The organism is Campylobacter concisus, assembly GCF_003048985.1.
GTDB classification, from domain to species: domain Bacteria; phylum Campylobacterota; class Campylobacteria; order Campylobacterales; family Campylobacteraceae; genus Campylobacter_A; species Campylobacter_A concisus_AY.
In genome coordinates, this window is the sequence record NZ_PIRS01000016.1 from 1 (window position 1) to 14,527 (window position 14,527).

At 36.3% G+C, this 14,527-nt stretch carries 15 protein-coding genes, 1 tRNA gene and 1 pseudogene; 10 read left to right on the plus strand and 7 right to left on the minus strand.

The window, feature by feature from the left end; translation table 11 throughout:
- The 3 genes and pseudogenes from CVS91_RS10740 to CVS91_RS09655 all read left to right on the plus strand — a co-directional run.
- Positions 1-155, plus strand: a pseudogene (locus tag CVS91_RS10740) (chemotaxis protein); the annotation flags it as partial.
- A gap of 175 nt (positions 156-330) precedes the next feature.
- Positions 331-405, plus strand: a tRNA-Asn gene (locus CVS91_RS09650).
- Positions 406-695: 290 nt separating this feature from the next.
- The gene (locus tag CVS91_RS09655) at positions 696-974 is read left to right on the plus strand and encodes a hypothetical protein (protein WP_107831808.1); all 279 of its coding nucleotides are present in this window, start codon (positions 696-698) and stop codon (positions 972-974) included.
- Here CVS91_RS09655 and CVS91_RS09660 read toward each other — a convergent pair.
- On the minus strand, positions 971-1,972 hold the full coding sequence (locus tag CVS91_RS09660; protein WP_107831809.1) for a hypothetical protein: 1,002 nt from the start codon (positions 1,970-1,972) through the stop codon (positions 971-973). The genes CVS91_RS09655 and CVS91_RS09660 overlap by 4 nt on opposite strands.
- A 145-nt stretch (positions 1,973-2,117) precedes the next feature.
- Here CVS91_RS09660 and CVS91_RS09665 point away from each other — a divergent pair, with 145 nt between their 5' ends.
- The 6 genes from CVS91_RS09665 (at position 2,118) to CVS91_RS09690 (ending at position 10,042) form a co-directional block, all read left to right on the plus strand.
- A complete protein-coding gene (locus CVS91_RS09665) occupies positions 2,118-3,596 on the plus strand; it encodes a DUF2779 domain-containing protein (RefSeq protein ID WP_107831810.1) in 1,479 nt (492 codons plus the stop codon).
- A gap of 61 nt (positions 3,597-3,657) precedes the next feature.
- Positions 3,658-4,500 (plus strand): SIR2 family NAD-dependent protein deacylase, encoded by an 843-nt coding sequence (locus CVS91_RS09670; protein WP_234409693.1) that lies wholly within the window; start codon positions 3,658-3,660, stop codon positions 4,498-4,500.
- Between the two features lie 11 nt (positions 4,501-4,511).
- A complete protein-coding gene (locus CVS91_RS09675) occupies positions 4,512-4,838 on the plus strand; it encodes a hypothetical protein (RefSeq protein WP_107831811.1) in 327 nt (108 codons plus the stop codon).
- A gap of 44 nt (positions 4,839-4,882) precedes the next feature.
- Positions 4,883-6,127, plus strand: a complete 1,245-nt coding sequence (locus CVS91_RS09680) for a PD-(D/E)XK nuclease family protein (RefSeq protein ID WP_107831812.1) — start codon at positions 4,883-4,885, stop codon at positions 6,125-6,127.
- Positions 6,128-6,239: 112 nt separating this feature from the next.
- On the plus strand, positions 6,240-8,234 hold the full coding sequence (locus CVS91_RS09685; RefSeq protein ID WP_107831813.1) for an AAA family ATPase: 1,995 nt from the start codon (positions 6,240-6,242) through the stop codon (positions 8,232-8,234).
- A 104-nt stretch (positions 8,235-8,338) separates the two neighbouring features.
- Positions 8,339-10,042, plus strand: a complete 1,704-nt coding sequence (locus CVS91_RS09690) for a DUF262 domain-containing protein (protein ID WP_107831814.1) — start codon at positions 8,339-8,341, stop codon at positions 10,040-10,042.
- Between the two features lie 63 nt (positions 10,043-10,105).
- On the opposite strand, the gene CVS91_RS09695 is transcribed toward CVS91_RS09690, so the two are convergent.
- The 3 genes from CVS91_RS09695 to CVS91_RS09705 all read right to left on the minus strand — a co-directional run bounded on the left by CVS91_RS09695 (position 10,106) and on the right by CVS91_RS09705 (position 11,986).
- Positions 10,106-10,363 carry a hypothetical protein gene (locus CVS91_RS09695; RefSeq protein WP_107831815.1) on the minus strand — a complete coding sequence of 86 codons (258 nt, stop codon included), beginning with the start codon at positions 10,361-10,363 and terminating at the stop codon, positions 10,106-10,108.
- Positions 10,364-10,556: 193 nt separating this feature from the next.
- Positions 10,557-11,549, minus strand: a complete 993-nt coding sequence (locus tag CVS91_RS09700) for a hypothetical protein (protein WP_159071417.1) — start codon at positions 11,547-11,549, stop codon at positions 10,557-10,559.
- 29 nt (positions 11,550-11,578) lie between these two features.
- Positions 11,579-11,986, minus strand: coding sequence for a hypothetical protein (locus CVS91_RS09705; RefSeq protein ID WP_107831817.1), 408 nt, complete (start codon positions 11,984-11,986; stop codon positions 11,579-11,581).
- 127 nt (positions 11,987-12,113) lie between these two features.
- Here CVS91_RS09705 and CVS91_RS09710 point away from each other — a divergent pair, with 127 nt between their 5' ends.
- Complete coding sequence (locus CVS91_RS09710; protein WP_107831818.1) at positions 12,114-12,446, plus strand: hypothetical protein; 333 nt, start codon at positions 12,114-12,116, stop codon at positions 12,444-12,446.
- Here CVS91_RS09710 and CVS91_RS09715 read toward each other — a convergent pair.
- The 3 genes from CVS91_RS09715 to CVS91_RS09725 are packed head-to-tail and all read right to left on the minus strand — an operon-like array spanning position 12,428 to position 14,487.
- On the minus strand, positions 12,428-13,003 hold the full coding sequence (locus CVS91_RS09715; RefSeq protein ID WP_107831819.1) for a metallophosphoesterase family protein: 576 nt from the start codon (positions 13,001-13,003) through the stop codon (positions 12,428-12,430). The genes CVS91_RS09710 and CVS91_RS09715 overlap by 19 nt on opposite strands.
- 16 nt (positions 13,004-13,019) lie before the next feature.
- Positions 13,020-13,556 carry a type II toxin-antitoxin system death-on-curing family toxin gene (locus CVS91_RS09720; RefSeq protein WP_107831820.1) on the minus strand — a complete coding sequence of 179 codons (537 nt, stop codon included), beginning with the start codon at positions 13,554-13,556 and terminating at the stop codon, positions 13,020-13,022.
- A gap of 13 nt (positions 13,557-13,569) precedes the next feature.
- Positions 13,570-14,487, minus strand: a complete 918-nt coding sequence (locus CVS91_RS09725) for a helix-turn-helix transcriptional regulator (RefSeq protein ID WP_107831821.1) — start codon at positions 14,485-14,487, stop codon at positions 13,570-13,572.
- Positions 14,488-14,527 lie beyond the last annotated feature (40 nt).

Below are 14,527 nucleotides of genomic sequence, written 5' to 3' on the forward strand. Positions count from 1 at the left end.
GTGAAGGAATAAATATGATAAATCAATCAGTTGCTCAAATAGATAATCTAACAAAAGAGAATGTTGTAATAGCCAACCAAGCAAATGAAGTAACATCAGAAGTAGATGAGATGGCTAAAGCTATAGTTGAAGATGTTAGGAAAAATAAATTTTAAAACATTTCTGGCTTAGGGTTTTAAATAAACTAAAATTTGTTTAATGAAAAACTACTCAGGCAAACTCGCTTGAGTAGTTTTAAATATATATTTTATAAGAAAAACGGCTAAAATTTTTAGTTATTTAAGCTGTTTTTAAATGATTACTAACTATAATACGACTTCTTTTAAATGTTCCGGATTAGCTCAGCGGTAGAGTAGGTGACTGTTAATCACTTGGTCGCTGGTTCGAACCCAGCATCCGGAGCCATTTATCTTCAAAAATACTTTTAAAACCCCGATTTTAACGACTTTTCAAAAACTTTAAATTTTCTTATTTTTACATTTTCCCCTTTATTTCCCCTCAGTTTTATTTAATTTTTTTAAAATTTTCTATTTTGCTCTAATGTGTTTTTATGTATATTATTTTTTGTTTTTAAAGAGTTGTAGGCAAAAACATAAAATATTTTTACTCTAATTCGTTCTAAGTTGTCCTATAATTGACGTTAATAAAAAATTAGATGGCTTAATGTTGCAAAAGCAAAATCCAAGAAGTTAAGCATGTTAGTAAAATTCTTTAAAACTAAAAACGGCGGTGGTGTTGCGGGTATCAACTATCTTTTAAATCATCTGGTAAAAGACAATACAGCGTTTGTTTTAAAAGGTAGCGAAGTGATTACTAGGCAGATAGTATCCAATATGACCAAAAAACAAAAACTTTGTATGGGTTGTTTGAGCCTTGAAGAAGCTGATATTGATTTGAATGCCAAACAAAAGATCAGAATAATTAGGTCATCTACCTATTTACAAATTCCACTTTTTATAAGCCCTCCACCCTAACAATAATCAATCGGATCAAAATCACTATACTCTTTTTCATAGCCTATAGTAGTCAAAACACCCAAGCTTAATCTTAGCTCCTTTCGCTCAAGATGCTCATATCTAAAGCTTATCGCACGTATTAAGATCTCTCTTATAAATTTTTTATCACTGCTAAATTTTTGTGTCGCGCTTTTTAAAGTTGCTATGACATTTTTTATAAATACACCTTTATAATAAGCCACACTTAAAGCCTGAAGTAGCATTATCTTTGCCTTGTCGATAACTCCATTTTCATAAAAAATTTCTGCTATTTTTATGCATATTAGCGTATCTTTTTCGAAGTAGATCTCGCTATCCCAAAGGCCAAATTCGTCTGATATCTTATCTAAACATATATTTTCTTCTACACTGCAGTTATTATAGGTGTCAAATTCGGCATCAGGTCTTAAAAACCACTCAAATTTTATCTTTGCATTTTTGCAGATGACGTAAGTTTGCCAGCTTTTTTTAGAAATTCTTATGGCGTAGTTAAATAGCTTGTGCTCGAGTTTTATGAAGTAGCACTTGCTTTTTAGTGGGATTATCTTCACTGCTTCGCTTTTTGAAATTTGGTCTGCGATCTCTTTGTAGTATGAGAGCGGTTTTATCTCATTTTTGATATATTTTTCTGCCTCATTAGCAACAACAAAAAATTCTTCTTTTGTTGTGGCAGCTTTTATGAGCTTTTTGAAAGCTTCGCGAGCCCATTTGTGAAAGCCTATATGTGAAAAAAGATCGTCCTCTAGTTCATACACTCGCCCAAATATCTCGGCGCTTTTGTTCTTTTGCATAAGCTTAAATATAGCAGCTGCGCCAGCTATGCCGTTTTCAGGCCTACCACACATCGTGCGGTATATCCATCTTGTGCAGACAAAGCATTGATTTGTCGAGTCATTTAGCAAGTGACCTAGCATATCCTTTGCTTGCTTATCTTTACCTGCCTCAAATAGCTCTTTTATCTGTTTGATCTTTTTCATCACCACTCCTTTTTTGGATGAATTTTAAAGTAAAAAATGGACAAAATTTATTCCTATTATGCTGATATGATTTCACAAAATGACGTTAAAACAAAGATGTTTTTGACGATATATAAAAATAAAACAAATTTTAAAGGCATAACCAATGACACTATCTAAATCCCTATACATCCGCGGTCTTCAATGCGAAAAGAGCTTGTGGCTTAAAAAGAAAAAGCCTGAGGTTTTGCAAGCTCCAGATGATGGCGCGCAGGCTGTGTTTGACACTGGCACATCAGTAGGCGAGCTAGCCTGTGAGCTGTTTAGTGGTGGCGAGAGGATAGAATACACTGGCGACTTTGGCTCGCAAATGGCAAAGACCAAGGAGCTTATGGGGCGAGGCACAAAGGTCATCTATGAGGCTACTTTTTGCTTTGATGGCATCCTTGTGATGGTTGATATTCTTCGCATCGGCAAGGACGGGCTTATCATCAATGAGGTAAAAAGCAGCACCTCAGTAAAAGAGGTCTATATCGATGATGCAAGCATTCAGTACTACGTCATTAGCTCACTTGGCTATAAAGTGAGTGCCGTAAATATCATCCACATAGATAGCAGTTACGTAAGAGGCGAGAAGCTCGAGCTTGAGAAGTTTTTTCATACCGAAGACGTAACAGAGCAAGTAAAGCAAAAGCAAGCAGACATCCCTCAAATTTTAAGTAAATTTGATGAAATTCTTAGCAAAGACATTGAGCCAGAGATTGATATCGGAGTTCAGTGCGCTAACCCATATCCTTGCGACGCTTGGGAATACTGCTGGCGCGAGCAACGAGGCATACCAGAGTATAGTATTTTTGATATTAGTGGCTTAAGAAATAAGAAGAAATTTGAGCTTTATAAAAGCGGCGTAGTTAAATTTGAAGATATCAAAGAGCTAGATAAATTTAACGCCTCTCAGCAGATACAGATCCGCTCTGAGCTCTCAAAGGAGCAGATCATAGACAAAGAGGCTATCAAAGAATTTCTAAAGACGCTTAGCTATCCACTCTACCACCTTGACTTTGAGACATTTCAGCAAGCCGTGCCCGAGTTTATAGGGCTTAGTCCGTATGAGCAGATACCTTTTCAGTTTTCTATCCACAAGGATGATGGCAAGGGAAATTTAGAGCATTTTGAGTTTTTGGCTGAAGTTGGGGCCGATCCTAGATACGAGCTGGCGATAAATTTGATCAAATTTATCCCACAAGATGCTTGCGTGCTAGCCTATAATATGAGCTTTGAAAAAAGGGTGATAAGACGTCTTGCCACAAACTATCCGCAAATCTCAAACGAGCTTATGGCTATCCACGACAACATAAAAGACCTGATGACGCCATTTGCTAGCAAAAGCTACTACCACCCAAAAATGCAAGGCAGCTACTCTATAAAATATGTCTTGCCAGCACTCGTGCCAGAATTTGAGTCGGCATATAAGGATCTAAATTTGATCCACCATGGCGGCGAAGCGATGCAGGCCTATGAGGCTATGGCGTATATGTCAGCCAAGGAGCGCGATGCCTATAAAAAGGCACTTTTAGCATACTGCAAGCTAGATACTCTAGCTATGGTTAAGGTTTTAGAAAAACTGCGCGAAGTGGCAAAATAGACAAAAAAGTGTCTGATTTGCCAGCTATAATGCCAAAAACATTTAAGCCATAGGAGGCAACATGGACACAGATAAACTTATGTCATTGCAAGAAACAATACTTCAAGCAAAAGAGATCATCAAAAACGCAGACGCCATAGTCATAACAGCAGGTGCTGGCATGGGTGTGGATAGTGGATTGCCTGATTTTCGTGGGGATCAAGGCTTTTGGAAGGCATATCCGCCGCTAAAAGATAAGGATCTAGGTTTTACAGATATAGCAAATCCTCAGTGGTTTTTTGATGATCCAAAGCTAGCTTGGGCATTTTACGGCCACAGACTAAAGCTTTACAACAAAACTGAGCCTCACGCTGGTTTTGCCATGCTTAGAGAGCTTTGCTTGCAGAAAAACGAAAACTACTTCATCTGCACTTCAAATGTCGATGGACACTTTGCCAAGGCTGGCTTTAGCAAGGATAAAATTTACGAAGTTCATGGCTCGATCCATCACGCCCAGTGTATCCACAACGACGATGGGATGATATGGCCTATGCGCGAGAGTAGCGTAGAGGTCGATGAGGCTAAATTTATCGCTACAAAGATGCCAGTTTGCCCTGAGTGTGGCTGTGCGAGCCGTCCAAATATCATGATGTTTTACGATCACGAGTTTAATCCAAAAAGGACGTGGGCACAACGCAAAAGATATGAAGCGTGGCTAAGTGAAAATGAAAACTCAAAAATAGCCATAATAGAGATCGGCGCAGGCCTAGCGGTGCCAACCATCAGAAAGCATGGCGAGGCGCTGGTAAAACGCTTTAAAAAGGCAACTCTTATCCGTATCAATCCAAAAGATAGCGACCTAAACCCACAGCTTGGCATCAGCCTAAAGCTAGGCGGCCTAGAAGCGCTAAATCAAATTTTATAGCAGGAGAGAAAATGGAGCACACCAGCATTTTTGAAACTTGGTATAAAAATGACAGCGGTGAGCCAAAGCACATGGCTATATTTAGGGCAAAGCAGGACATATATGCGCTTAGTCAAAGCATATCTGATAAGCTCTTGACGCTTCTTGAAAACGCAAAGGGCACCGAGATAAATTTTAAAATTTCTAAAGATATGCCACTTGATGCTGTGATCAAGCTTTGCTTGGAGCAGATAAGAGATACGCTTTGCGAAGAGTGTAAATTTAATGTGATCATCACTGATGATCTAGCTTATGTCGATGAGCGGATCATTGATATGAAAGTGACTATAAAATATTAAAAAAATATAGACGATTTAGATATCAAATTCTAAAAGGAGAGAGGATGGAGATAAAGTCAGAAAAAGAGTACTTTGAAAAGCTTTTTGCAGATATAAGCAAAGGCTACATGGCGGCAAAAGCTGAGGCAGATAGGCAAAGAGCCATGGGCAAGCATGACTATAACATCTTTACTTTGTTTCATGATTTTAGCGATGAAGTAAATTTGCACTCAAATTTCATAGCTTCGCTGCTTGATCCAAATGGCGATCACTACAAGGGCGATCTATTTTTAAAGCTATTTTTAGAGACGTGTGGCATAGATGACTTTAGCATAGATACGAGCAGGGCCACCGTTTTTAAAGAGTTTAAGCATATAGATATCTACATAAGCGATGGCAAAAAGCATATTATCCTAGAAAATAAAGTATATGCAAAAGACCAACCTACGCAGATAGCAAGGTATATTGAAACTATTAAAGGAGAAGGTGCTAAAGAGAGCGACCGTGTTAAAGATGAGGATATATGTGTTTTGTATCTGCATCCAGACGGCAAACTACCAGATAATCAAAGCTTTGGCGACTATCATACTAGACTACTAGGAGAAAATCCGTCTATTAAATTTAAAGTCATTAGCTATGGCAAAGAAATTTTAGAGTGGATAGATAAGTGCAAAAATGAGGTGTCAAATTTAACTGACCTAAATGTATTTTTATCACAATACAAGGACGCGATAGAGATGATTTATGATAGATACAAAAGGATAGATAAGATGGAAACAGCAAATTTGGTAGAAATTTTTAAAGAAAACTATACTGCGGTATCGGAGATAGCAAATAACTATCAAGAGATGAGAAAGAAGATAATATATAGTTTTTTTAGCAATGCAGCAAAAATTCTGAGAGGTGATAGCGAAATCAAAAGCGTATATGATATTAAAACTGAAGAGAACCAAGACTATAGACCTATAATTATCACTAAAAAGAACCCTAAGGATGGTGAAATATGGGAAAAATTTTACTTTACAGTCGAATTTCAAAAATCTCCCTATTCTATGCCATATGTTGGTTTTCGTAGAAAAGAAGATAAAAATACAAATGCTAAAAATTACAAAAAACCTTGTGAAGATCAGTTGAAAAAACAAACAGAATATTTCTTGGCCGTTGATGAGTTATATAAGGATGTTAATATTGATATTTGCAAAAAAATAATAGAAGAAGAATTTAAGCCAGAAACTTTTGCAAAAATGACAAATGCAATCTTAATTAAGCTTAAAGAGCAAAAATTAGAAATGCAAACAAACCAAAACTAATTTTAGTGGCTTTTGCCACTAAAATTTTAAATTTAAGACCAAAATTTTATAAAATAAGACATACAAAAGTCCAAAAAGTCGAGTATCATCTCAAAATAAAAAAGGAGATGAGATGAGAAATTTTGACAGACTTGTTACATTTTATCTATTGCGTGCAGTGCTTTATGACGGGCTATTTGACAAAGTAGATGGGCACGTAGCTGATAGAGCCATAGAAGATCTTGGCTATGGCGAGAAGCAGATAAAAGCGATAGGCGGCATGTCAAATTTCTTTAAAGAGCTAAAGAAAAGGCATGATGATATCTTAAAAAATATGCCAAAATTTCCTGCTTTGTTAGATAAAAACCTACAAATGCTTAGCAAAAAGTTAAATTTAGATGAGACGCAAAAGCAAATTTTAGGCTTTTTGATCGTCGTATCAAACTCAAGCACGCTTGAAAACACTATCGGCAAGATAGCAGATATAAACAATAGAGATTTTAATAAAATGATCGCCACTATCTTAAATTTACCGCAAAGCGCTGTAAATAATGCACTAAAATATGATGCGAAATTGCTAAGTTCAGGGCTACTTGTAATAGAGAGATATAAAATCAATTTTCTTGCTAAATATAGCTTTTTAAATGATGACTTTGCTTTTGAGATGTTTGATACCAAAAACTATATAAGCAAAATTTTCTTAAAAAGCGTAGTGCCTTGTGGCAAGGGCGATCTAAAGATATGTGACTTTGAGCACATAAAAGATGAGCTAGCTCTTACGCTTGAGTATCTTAAAAATGCCATTAGCACAAAAAGGCATGGGATAAATATCTTGCTTTATGGACCTGCTGGCACTGGCAAAACGGAATTTGCAAAGCTAGTGGCAAAAGAGATCGGCCTTGAACTTTTTGAAGTGGCTTATAATAAATTTGAAAACGACAAAAGAGCTACAAAGAGATATCTCGCCTACACGGCGGTGCAAAATATCTTTTCTAATAATATTTTATTGATGTATGACGAGGCTGAGGATATATTTAGCCTAGATAATGGCATCATGATAAACAAGGCTGCGATAAATCGAGCCCTTGAAAACAATAAAATAGCGACTATATGGATAACAAACAAGGTGCAAGATATGGACGAGGCTGTCTTAAGACGCTTTGATATAGCCATAAATTTACCTATCCCAGATGAAAAAACACGCAAAAGGATAATAGAAAAATACTCAAACGGCCTTAGCACAAATGAGAGCGTAAAAAGGCTTTTGGGCTACACTTCTCTATCGCCAGCTGTAATACAAAAGGCAGCCAAAGTGGCGTTAAGTTTAGATAAATTTGACAAGCAAAAGGCGTTTGAAATGGTGATAGACAACACGCTAAAGTCACAAGGGCATGACAAAGAGAAAAGCGCTGATCAAGGTCTATCTTTGCCGCAAAGCTACAATGTGGAATTTATAAACGCAAGCACCGATCTTAACAAACTTGCTTGTGGCATAAAAGAGAGCTCTAACGCTAGGATATGTATATACGGCGCAGCTGGCACTGGCAAAAGTGCTTACGCCAAATACATAGCAAAGTCGCTAAACAAGCCACTTGTTCTAAAAAAATCAAGCGATCTAATAAACCAATATATCGGCGAAACAGAAAAAAATATAGCTCAGGCTTTTAAAGAGGCTATAGAAAAAGGCGCTGTGCTTGTTTTTGATGAGGTTGATACCTTTTTGCAAGATAGAAGTAATGCAGTTAGAAATTGGGAGATAAGCCAGGTAAATGAGATGCTAGTGCAGATGGAGAACTTTGAGGGCATATTTATTGCTACGACAAATTTGCTTGACAGGCTTGATAGTGCGAGCATTAGGCGCTTTGATATGAAGATAGAATTTGGCTATCTAAAAAGTGAGCAAGCGCTTAGCCTTTTTAAAAAAGAGTGTGAAATTTTAGGGCTAAAGGCTAGCAGTAGCGATCTAGAGCTTGTTGGCTCGTTCGCCTTTTTAACGCCTGGAGACTTTGCGGCTGTGCTAAGAGCAAACAAATTTAGCCCACTAGCAGACGCAAACGAATTTGCAAATCGCCTAAATGACGAGATCAGATATAAAAAGATAGAAAACGAAAGAAGGGTTGGGTTTTAAAAATGTGATCTTTAGTTAAAAAATTATAAGGCAAAAATAACCTAGAATTATATAAACTTCTAAAAGTAAAATTGTTTTAAACATTTTAAAAGGAGAAAATTGCAATGGAAGCAAAAACAACTATTAGAAGAATGTTAAGTGGTAACTTTATTCGTGTGCCAAACTACCAGCGAGCTTATTCATGGGATAAAGATAAGCAAGTTAAGCAATTTTTGATTGATTTAGATGATTATATAGATAGTGGCTCTACTACTCCGTATTATTTCGGACATTTTCTTTTTGAGCAAAAAAGTGAAGATTTATACAACATAATTGACGGACAGCAACGTTTGACTACAATTGAAATTTTTCTCTCGTCAGTTTTTAAAAGACTGGCAAATATCAGATCTTTAACAGAGGATGATAAAAAAACAATAGAAGACGATAAAGAAATAAAAGAAGATGTGATAAAAAGAAACAGCAAATATAGATTTTCTACCGTCGAATATGATAATCCGTTTTTTAAGGACTATGTAATTGATCAAAAAGATATTTCAAGAGAAAGTCTAGAAACGTTATCGGCTGTTAGAATTATGGAAGCTTTTGATTTTTTCGAAAATAAATTAAAATCAAAAGATGAAGTAAGTTGCAGACAATATATAAATTGTGTAATAAATTCAGCTTGCACAACACACATTGTAAACGAAGAGGCTGAAGCTATACAAATGTTTATATTTCAAAACAATAGAGGAAAAGACCCTACAAAACTAGAGATCGTAAAAGCACAATTCATGTATGAAATTTGGATTTCAAATATCAACCAAGAAGAAAAATCAGAAAAAATTAAAGAGCTTCAAGAGAGATTCGAACATATTTATAAGTCTATATCGGTTATTGAAAATAATCTTAGCGAAGATGATGTTTTGCTATATGCTCTACGTGTTTCTTTTAATACACTTGATATTGATGTTTCTATGGAAAAAATTGAAAAAGAGCTTAAAGACAAGAACAATGCTATAAATTTTATAATGAGCTTTACACTTGAATTAAAAAATAGTTTTGATAGTCTAAAATTGTTTTTTAAAAATAAGAAAATTTATGAAATCTATTCTTTAGCGCTTTTAGCAGAAACGCAAGTAATGCCATTTGTAATAAAATCATATAAATATAGGATATCAGATGAAGATAAAGCAAGGTTATTTGCTGAGTTAGAATCACTTGTTATAAGACATAGAATAATTGGAACAAGAGCTCACCTTGAAGATAGAGTTAAAAAGGTTTATGAAAAATTTACGGAAGAAAATAAAGATGTATGTCAAATTATTGATCGTATTAGATGGCTAAAGAAAGATACAAATAATGATAGCTTGTGGTGGTATTATTATTGGTCTGATGCAAAATTTAAAGAGGCACTGCAAGGAGCCCTAGATCATAAAATAGCAAAGCATATTCTTTGGAAATATGAAAACTATCTAATTTCTCAAGAAAAACAAGGCTATGGATTTATGCAAATGGAGCAGATTGAAAGCCCTGAATTAGAGCATATTGCGCCACAAACCCCTTCAGACGGAATTCCTATCGCTAAAGGATATTGTGAATACGATGAAGAATTTAAAAATATGTATTTAGACTGCATTGGTAACTACCTTTTGATTTCAAAATCCCATAATTGCTCAATCGGAAATGTTTCATTTGCGGACAAACTAAGCTCTTATAACGTTTTGGCCCAACAAAGAGAGATAAAAGAGATAGCCAAAGATAAGTGGGATAAGGATGCCATCAAAAAACGTCACGATAAAATAGTGAAATTTGTGGTAGAAGAAATATAGATATACAATGACTTTTTTAAATGAAATAAAATATCTTAAAATATTTTATTTCATTATTTTGATTTAGTAGTCTATTATCTCATCAAAAAACGCATCCTTTACCTTTTTAAAGCTCACATTTAGCCCGTAAAATCTTGTTTTATCTACCTCATCTTTTGATAAATTTATCTTTGCAAAATCAAAGTCGCTTATCACTAGCACGTCAGTATTTTTGAAATTTTCATCACTTTTTATGAGCTCTATGGTGTGCCTTAAGGCTGGCTGTGGTATTTGCCATGTATAGTGCCACGCTTTTTCAAGCGTTTCTAGTTTGGCTATCATGCTACTGCTTGTATCTATACAAAGCACTAAAATTTCTGATGGACTTTGTATATCTACCTTTTCAAAGCAAAATAGTCTGTTTTCGCTAAAATTTAGATCAAATAAAATGCCAAAATTTCATCATTCACAAGCGCAAGCTTGCTAGGTAGGACATTTTCAAAGTCTCTGCCAAGCCTTACGCCATCAAATTCGGCTATTTATCGTTTCTCTTTTGCGCGATAACGCAGAGCATATCTTCTATAAGCCTTTTGTAAAAAGGCACCATCTCCTTATGACGTGTATCTTGAAAAGGATCTGAGCTAATGCAGACGCAAAGAGGCGTTTTGCTATCTCTTGCCAAAGTAGTCACGACTGCATCACGCTCGATTAGTAAATTTGCATCTACTTTAAAAAAACCAGACGTCATAGTCACATCTGAACTATAGATGATTAGATCTGGCTTTATCTTGCTTATAGCTTTGCTAAGCCCATCTTTTATATTTTGTAGATATTGTTCTTTTGTGGTATTTGGCAAGACAGAGTCACAATAGACGTTATCTAGGTTAGGGCATATATCCTTAGCAACTTCATAGCCTCTTGTGTAGATCTCATAGATCCAAAGGCTCTTATCATCTTGCGCTAGCTCAAAGACGCCTTCGCTTTTTTTGCTACCAAAATTTACATATAAAATTTTAAGATCTGGCCTGTCTTCGTGAAGCTTTATAACGCTTAGCGCTATATCGTTATATGGGGCTCTTACTGCACCAGAGTTTTTAGTGGAGTATCCAAAGCCACCACGAGCGTTTATGGCAAAGCCTAGCTCAAGTGCTAGCTTGCATGCGTGTAAAGTCCCTTCGCACATCGCTTTATATGCGTCTAAAACACTCCTTGCGATCATATCTAGTGGCACATATTTTGATATGATAAGCCCAGTTATTTGCTCAACAAATTCGTAGTCTTTATATAGCTTTAATAAATAATCCTTGCTATGGAAACTATCTATATCTATAAAGCTTTGAGTGGGCGTTTGTCTAAAACGGGTGATAAAATTTTTATAACTTTTTGGCAAAATTTTATATTCAAAATCAAACCAAGAGGTCAAAAAACTATTACGAATATACATATTATCAAAGTCTTTAAAGGTGCTCGCCTCTCTAACGCCCTTTGGCAGATATATGCTGTAGTCATCAGAGCTTACAATAGGCATCCAAATGAGTTTCTCGTTGAGCGAGGCACCTATTTTTTCTTTTTTGTAGTATAGCCTTGGCTCAAAATGCCAACATATATCATCAATAGACAAAATTTCTTCTCTTCTATAGTTATTGAGGCGCTAGACATCTTAGTGAGTATGATGGAGCAGTCAAAGCCATGTGGTCGCCCGTCATAGCATAGCTCTATACCACTAAGATCATCATCATCTTCAAAGTAAAAGTCCTGTAGCTCAACAGAGAGAATTTCCTCCTCGTAGTCTTTCATATAAAAACTAACCTCGAAGACAATGTCTATCATATCTTTATCATGGTCAAGATATGTCTTAAAAAGCTCCTTAATGCGCAGATACTCTGCCGTCATCTCGCGCTGTATCTCAAGAAGTTTTTGATTAAAAGCTACCAAAAGCTCTTTTTCTTCTTTGGTGCAAACCATTTTTACCTCCTAAAAAATTTAAGAGGATATTAGCAAGAGTTAAAGACAGAAAAATGTCTGCTTTTTGGATATTTTATAGACAAATTTTGTCCATATTTTTATTTATAATAAAAATATAGGAGTAAAAATGAGCGAGCAAGAACTTTGGCAAGAGTATGATGAGTTTTCTTTTTTGGCACAGGCTAAGTCAAGCTATGACTACGTAAATAACGCAAATTTTATGAAATATAGCAACACTGATATGTCAAAAGATTTTTATAGGCAAGCCGTCAAGGCACTAAATAATGCGTATGATGTTGTTACTGAGGCTAAATTTATACTGCAAAATCTAAAAAACGACTTTGGATGTGAGAGCGAATTTATAAAAGAGATATGCTTGCAAATTTTAGATACAAAAATGACGCCCTATGAGCATCAAGAGGTGGCTAAAATGATAGAGAGCTATAGCTCTATCACTTGATAAAATGGCTCTTTTGCACCGCTACTTGCAGAGTTATAAATTTTAACTTCGTTTAAAATGTCCGTGTGAGATTTTGGCTCGTGGATATGCCCACAAAGGATGATCTTTACCTTTAAAAGATTATTTTTAATAAGCCTTGCAAGCTCTATATCTCCGTGATCCTTGTCATTTTTACTAATGCTCGTGCTTGTCTTTGCTGGTGGGACGTGGGTTATTAAGATATCGCACTCTGCAAATTCAAGCAGATCATCACACAAGTAAGGCACGCAGCCAAATTTAATGCCATTTATAGTTTTTATAGTGCCATCAGCGTATATGCCTTTTATAGAATTTAGCCAAGATGGCGGCATATCGTGGTTGCCAGAACATACAAACACGGGCTTTTTAAAGCTTTTTAGCCACAAGGCAGTTTGCTCTTTTTCTTGCGCGCTCTCTTTGTATAAAAAATCACCACTAAAACAAAAGATGTCAAATTTATCTTGAAGGGCTAAAATATAGTCAAAATAGCCAGCGCCAAAGTGCAGATCGCTAGCGTGAAAAAGTTTTAAGCCGCTCATTTGTGTCTATCAGCCTTTAATCTACTAGTAAATTTGTGATCAAATTTACCACCATATCTTTTTGCTTTGGCTCACTTTGCGCGATGAACAGTGCAAGTGCAACAAGGGCGTTGTCGCTCATCCTGCGCTCGCCGTTACTTTTAAAAAGAAGTTTGCATTTTGATAAAAACAGGACAAATATAAATGATCCGATGCGTTTGTTGCCGTCGCTAAAAGGATGGTCTTTGATGATATAGTAGATCAAATTTGCCGCTTTTTCTTGTGGGCTTGCTAAAAGATCACGTCCGCCAAATGTCTGGTGGATATTTTTTATTATCCCTTCAAATTCATCTGCCTTTTGGACGCCAAAGATATTTGACGCCTCGCCCTTTTTTATAAGCTCTCTTTTTAGCTCATCCACTGCCATTAGCGCCTCATCATATCCAAGGATAAAATTTTCGCCTACATCGCTTTTGCAAGGTCCAAGTGAGCCATCATCAAATTTTTGCAGTAGCGACCAGCTCTTTTTATAGTATCTAATAAGCTCTAGTGCTTCTTTATCGTTGCTGCTCATAGTGCCTCTTAGATCAGAAATTTATCTCTTTTAGATACTCGCTGACATCTTTTTTGACCTCGTCGGCTAGCTCTTTTGGCTCAAGCACCTTGATAAATGGCAGGTAGTAGTATATGAGCGGTTTTATCTCCATTATGTGGGTAAATTCTATCTCGATCTCGACTGAGCCGTCGTTATCTTGACCGGTTATGCGCTGTTTTGCATGTGGTTTTCGTTCGAAGTATTTCGCCACTTCTGGCGCTAGCAGCAGCTTTGCTGTTTTTGGAGCTTCTAGGTTTGCCCATGCCGAGTTCATCGCCTTTACACGCTCATCTAGCTCGCCACTTAGTTCAAATTTCTCCCCGCTATGCTTTATATCTTTTATGCTTTTTAGGTGAAATTTCTTAAATTTATTGCCCTTTTTGCTATCAAGCAAGAGCAGATACCAAAATCCCTCAAAAAGTGCCAGCTTTAGAGGCTTTACAAGAAACTCAAAGCTGTTATACGTGCATGTTATCTCCGCTTTTTCTCTTATAGCATCCTCAAGTGCTTGAAAATTTACAAGATCCTCCTCGCTTAGCTTTTCGTTGTTTATGTTTGTAAGTATCGGGTGGTTTAGCTGCTGAGAAATTTGCTCTAAAAGCACGTGAGCCTTGCTGTAAAAATTTGATCCCATGTTTTTTGCCACGTTATCAAGGATGTTTAGCACCACTCTATCATCGCCGTCTAGTCCGTCGTTCGCGTCCTCGTCGTTTAGACTCCAGTAGTGCCCCTTTTTGATGGCGCCATACTCTCTTAGTGTGTCGTAAAGGTCGCGCTGGATGGTCTTTGAGGTCACTCCAAGCATGGCTGTTAGCTCTTTTATCGTGTGCGGTCTCTCTCTTAGCTTTAGGGCTATAAAATTTATGCGTTCAAATTTGCTGTTTTCTTGTTTGGTTATGATGGGTTTCATTTGCTCTCCTAGTTTGGGGATTATATCCAAATTAGGACTA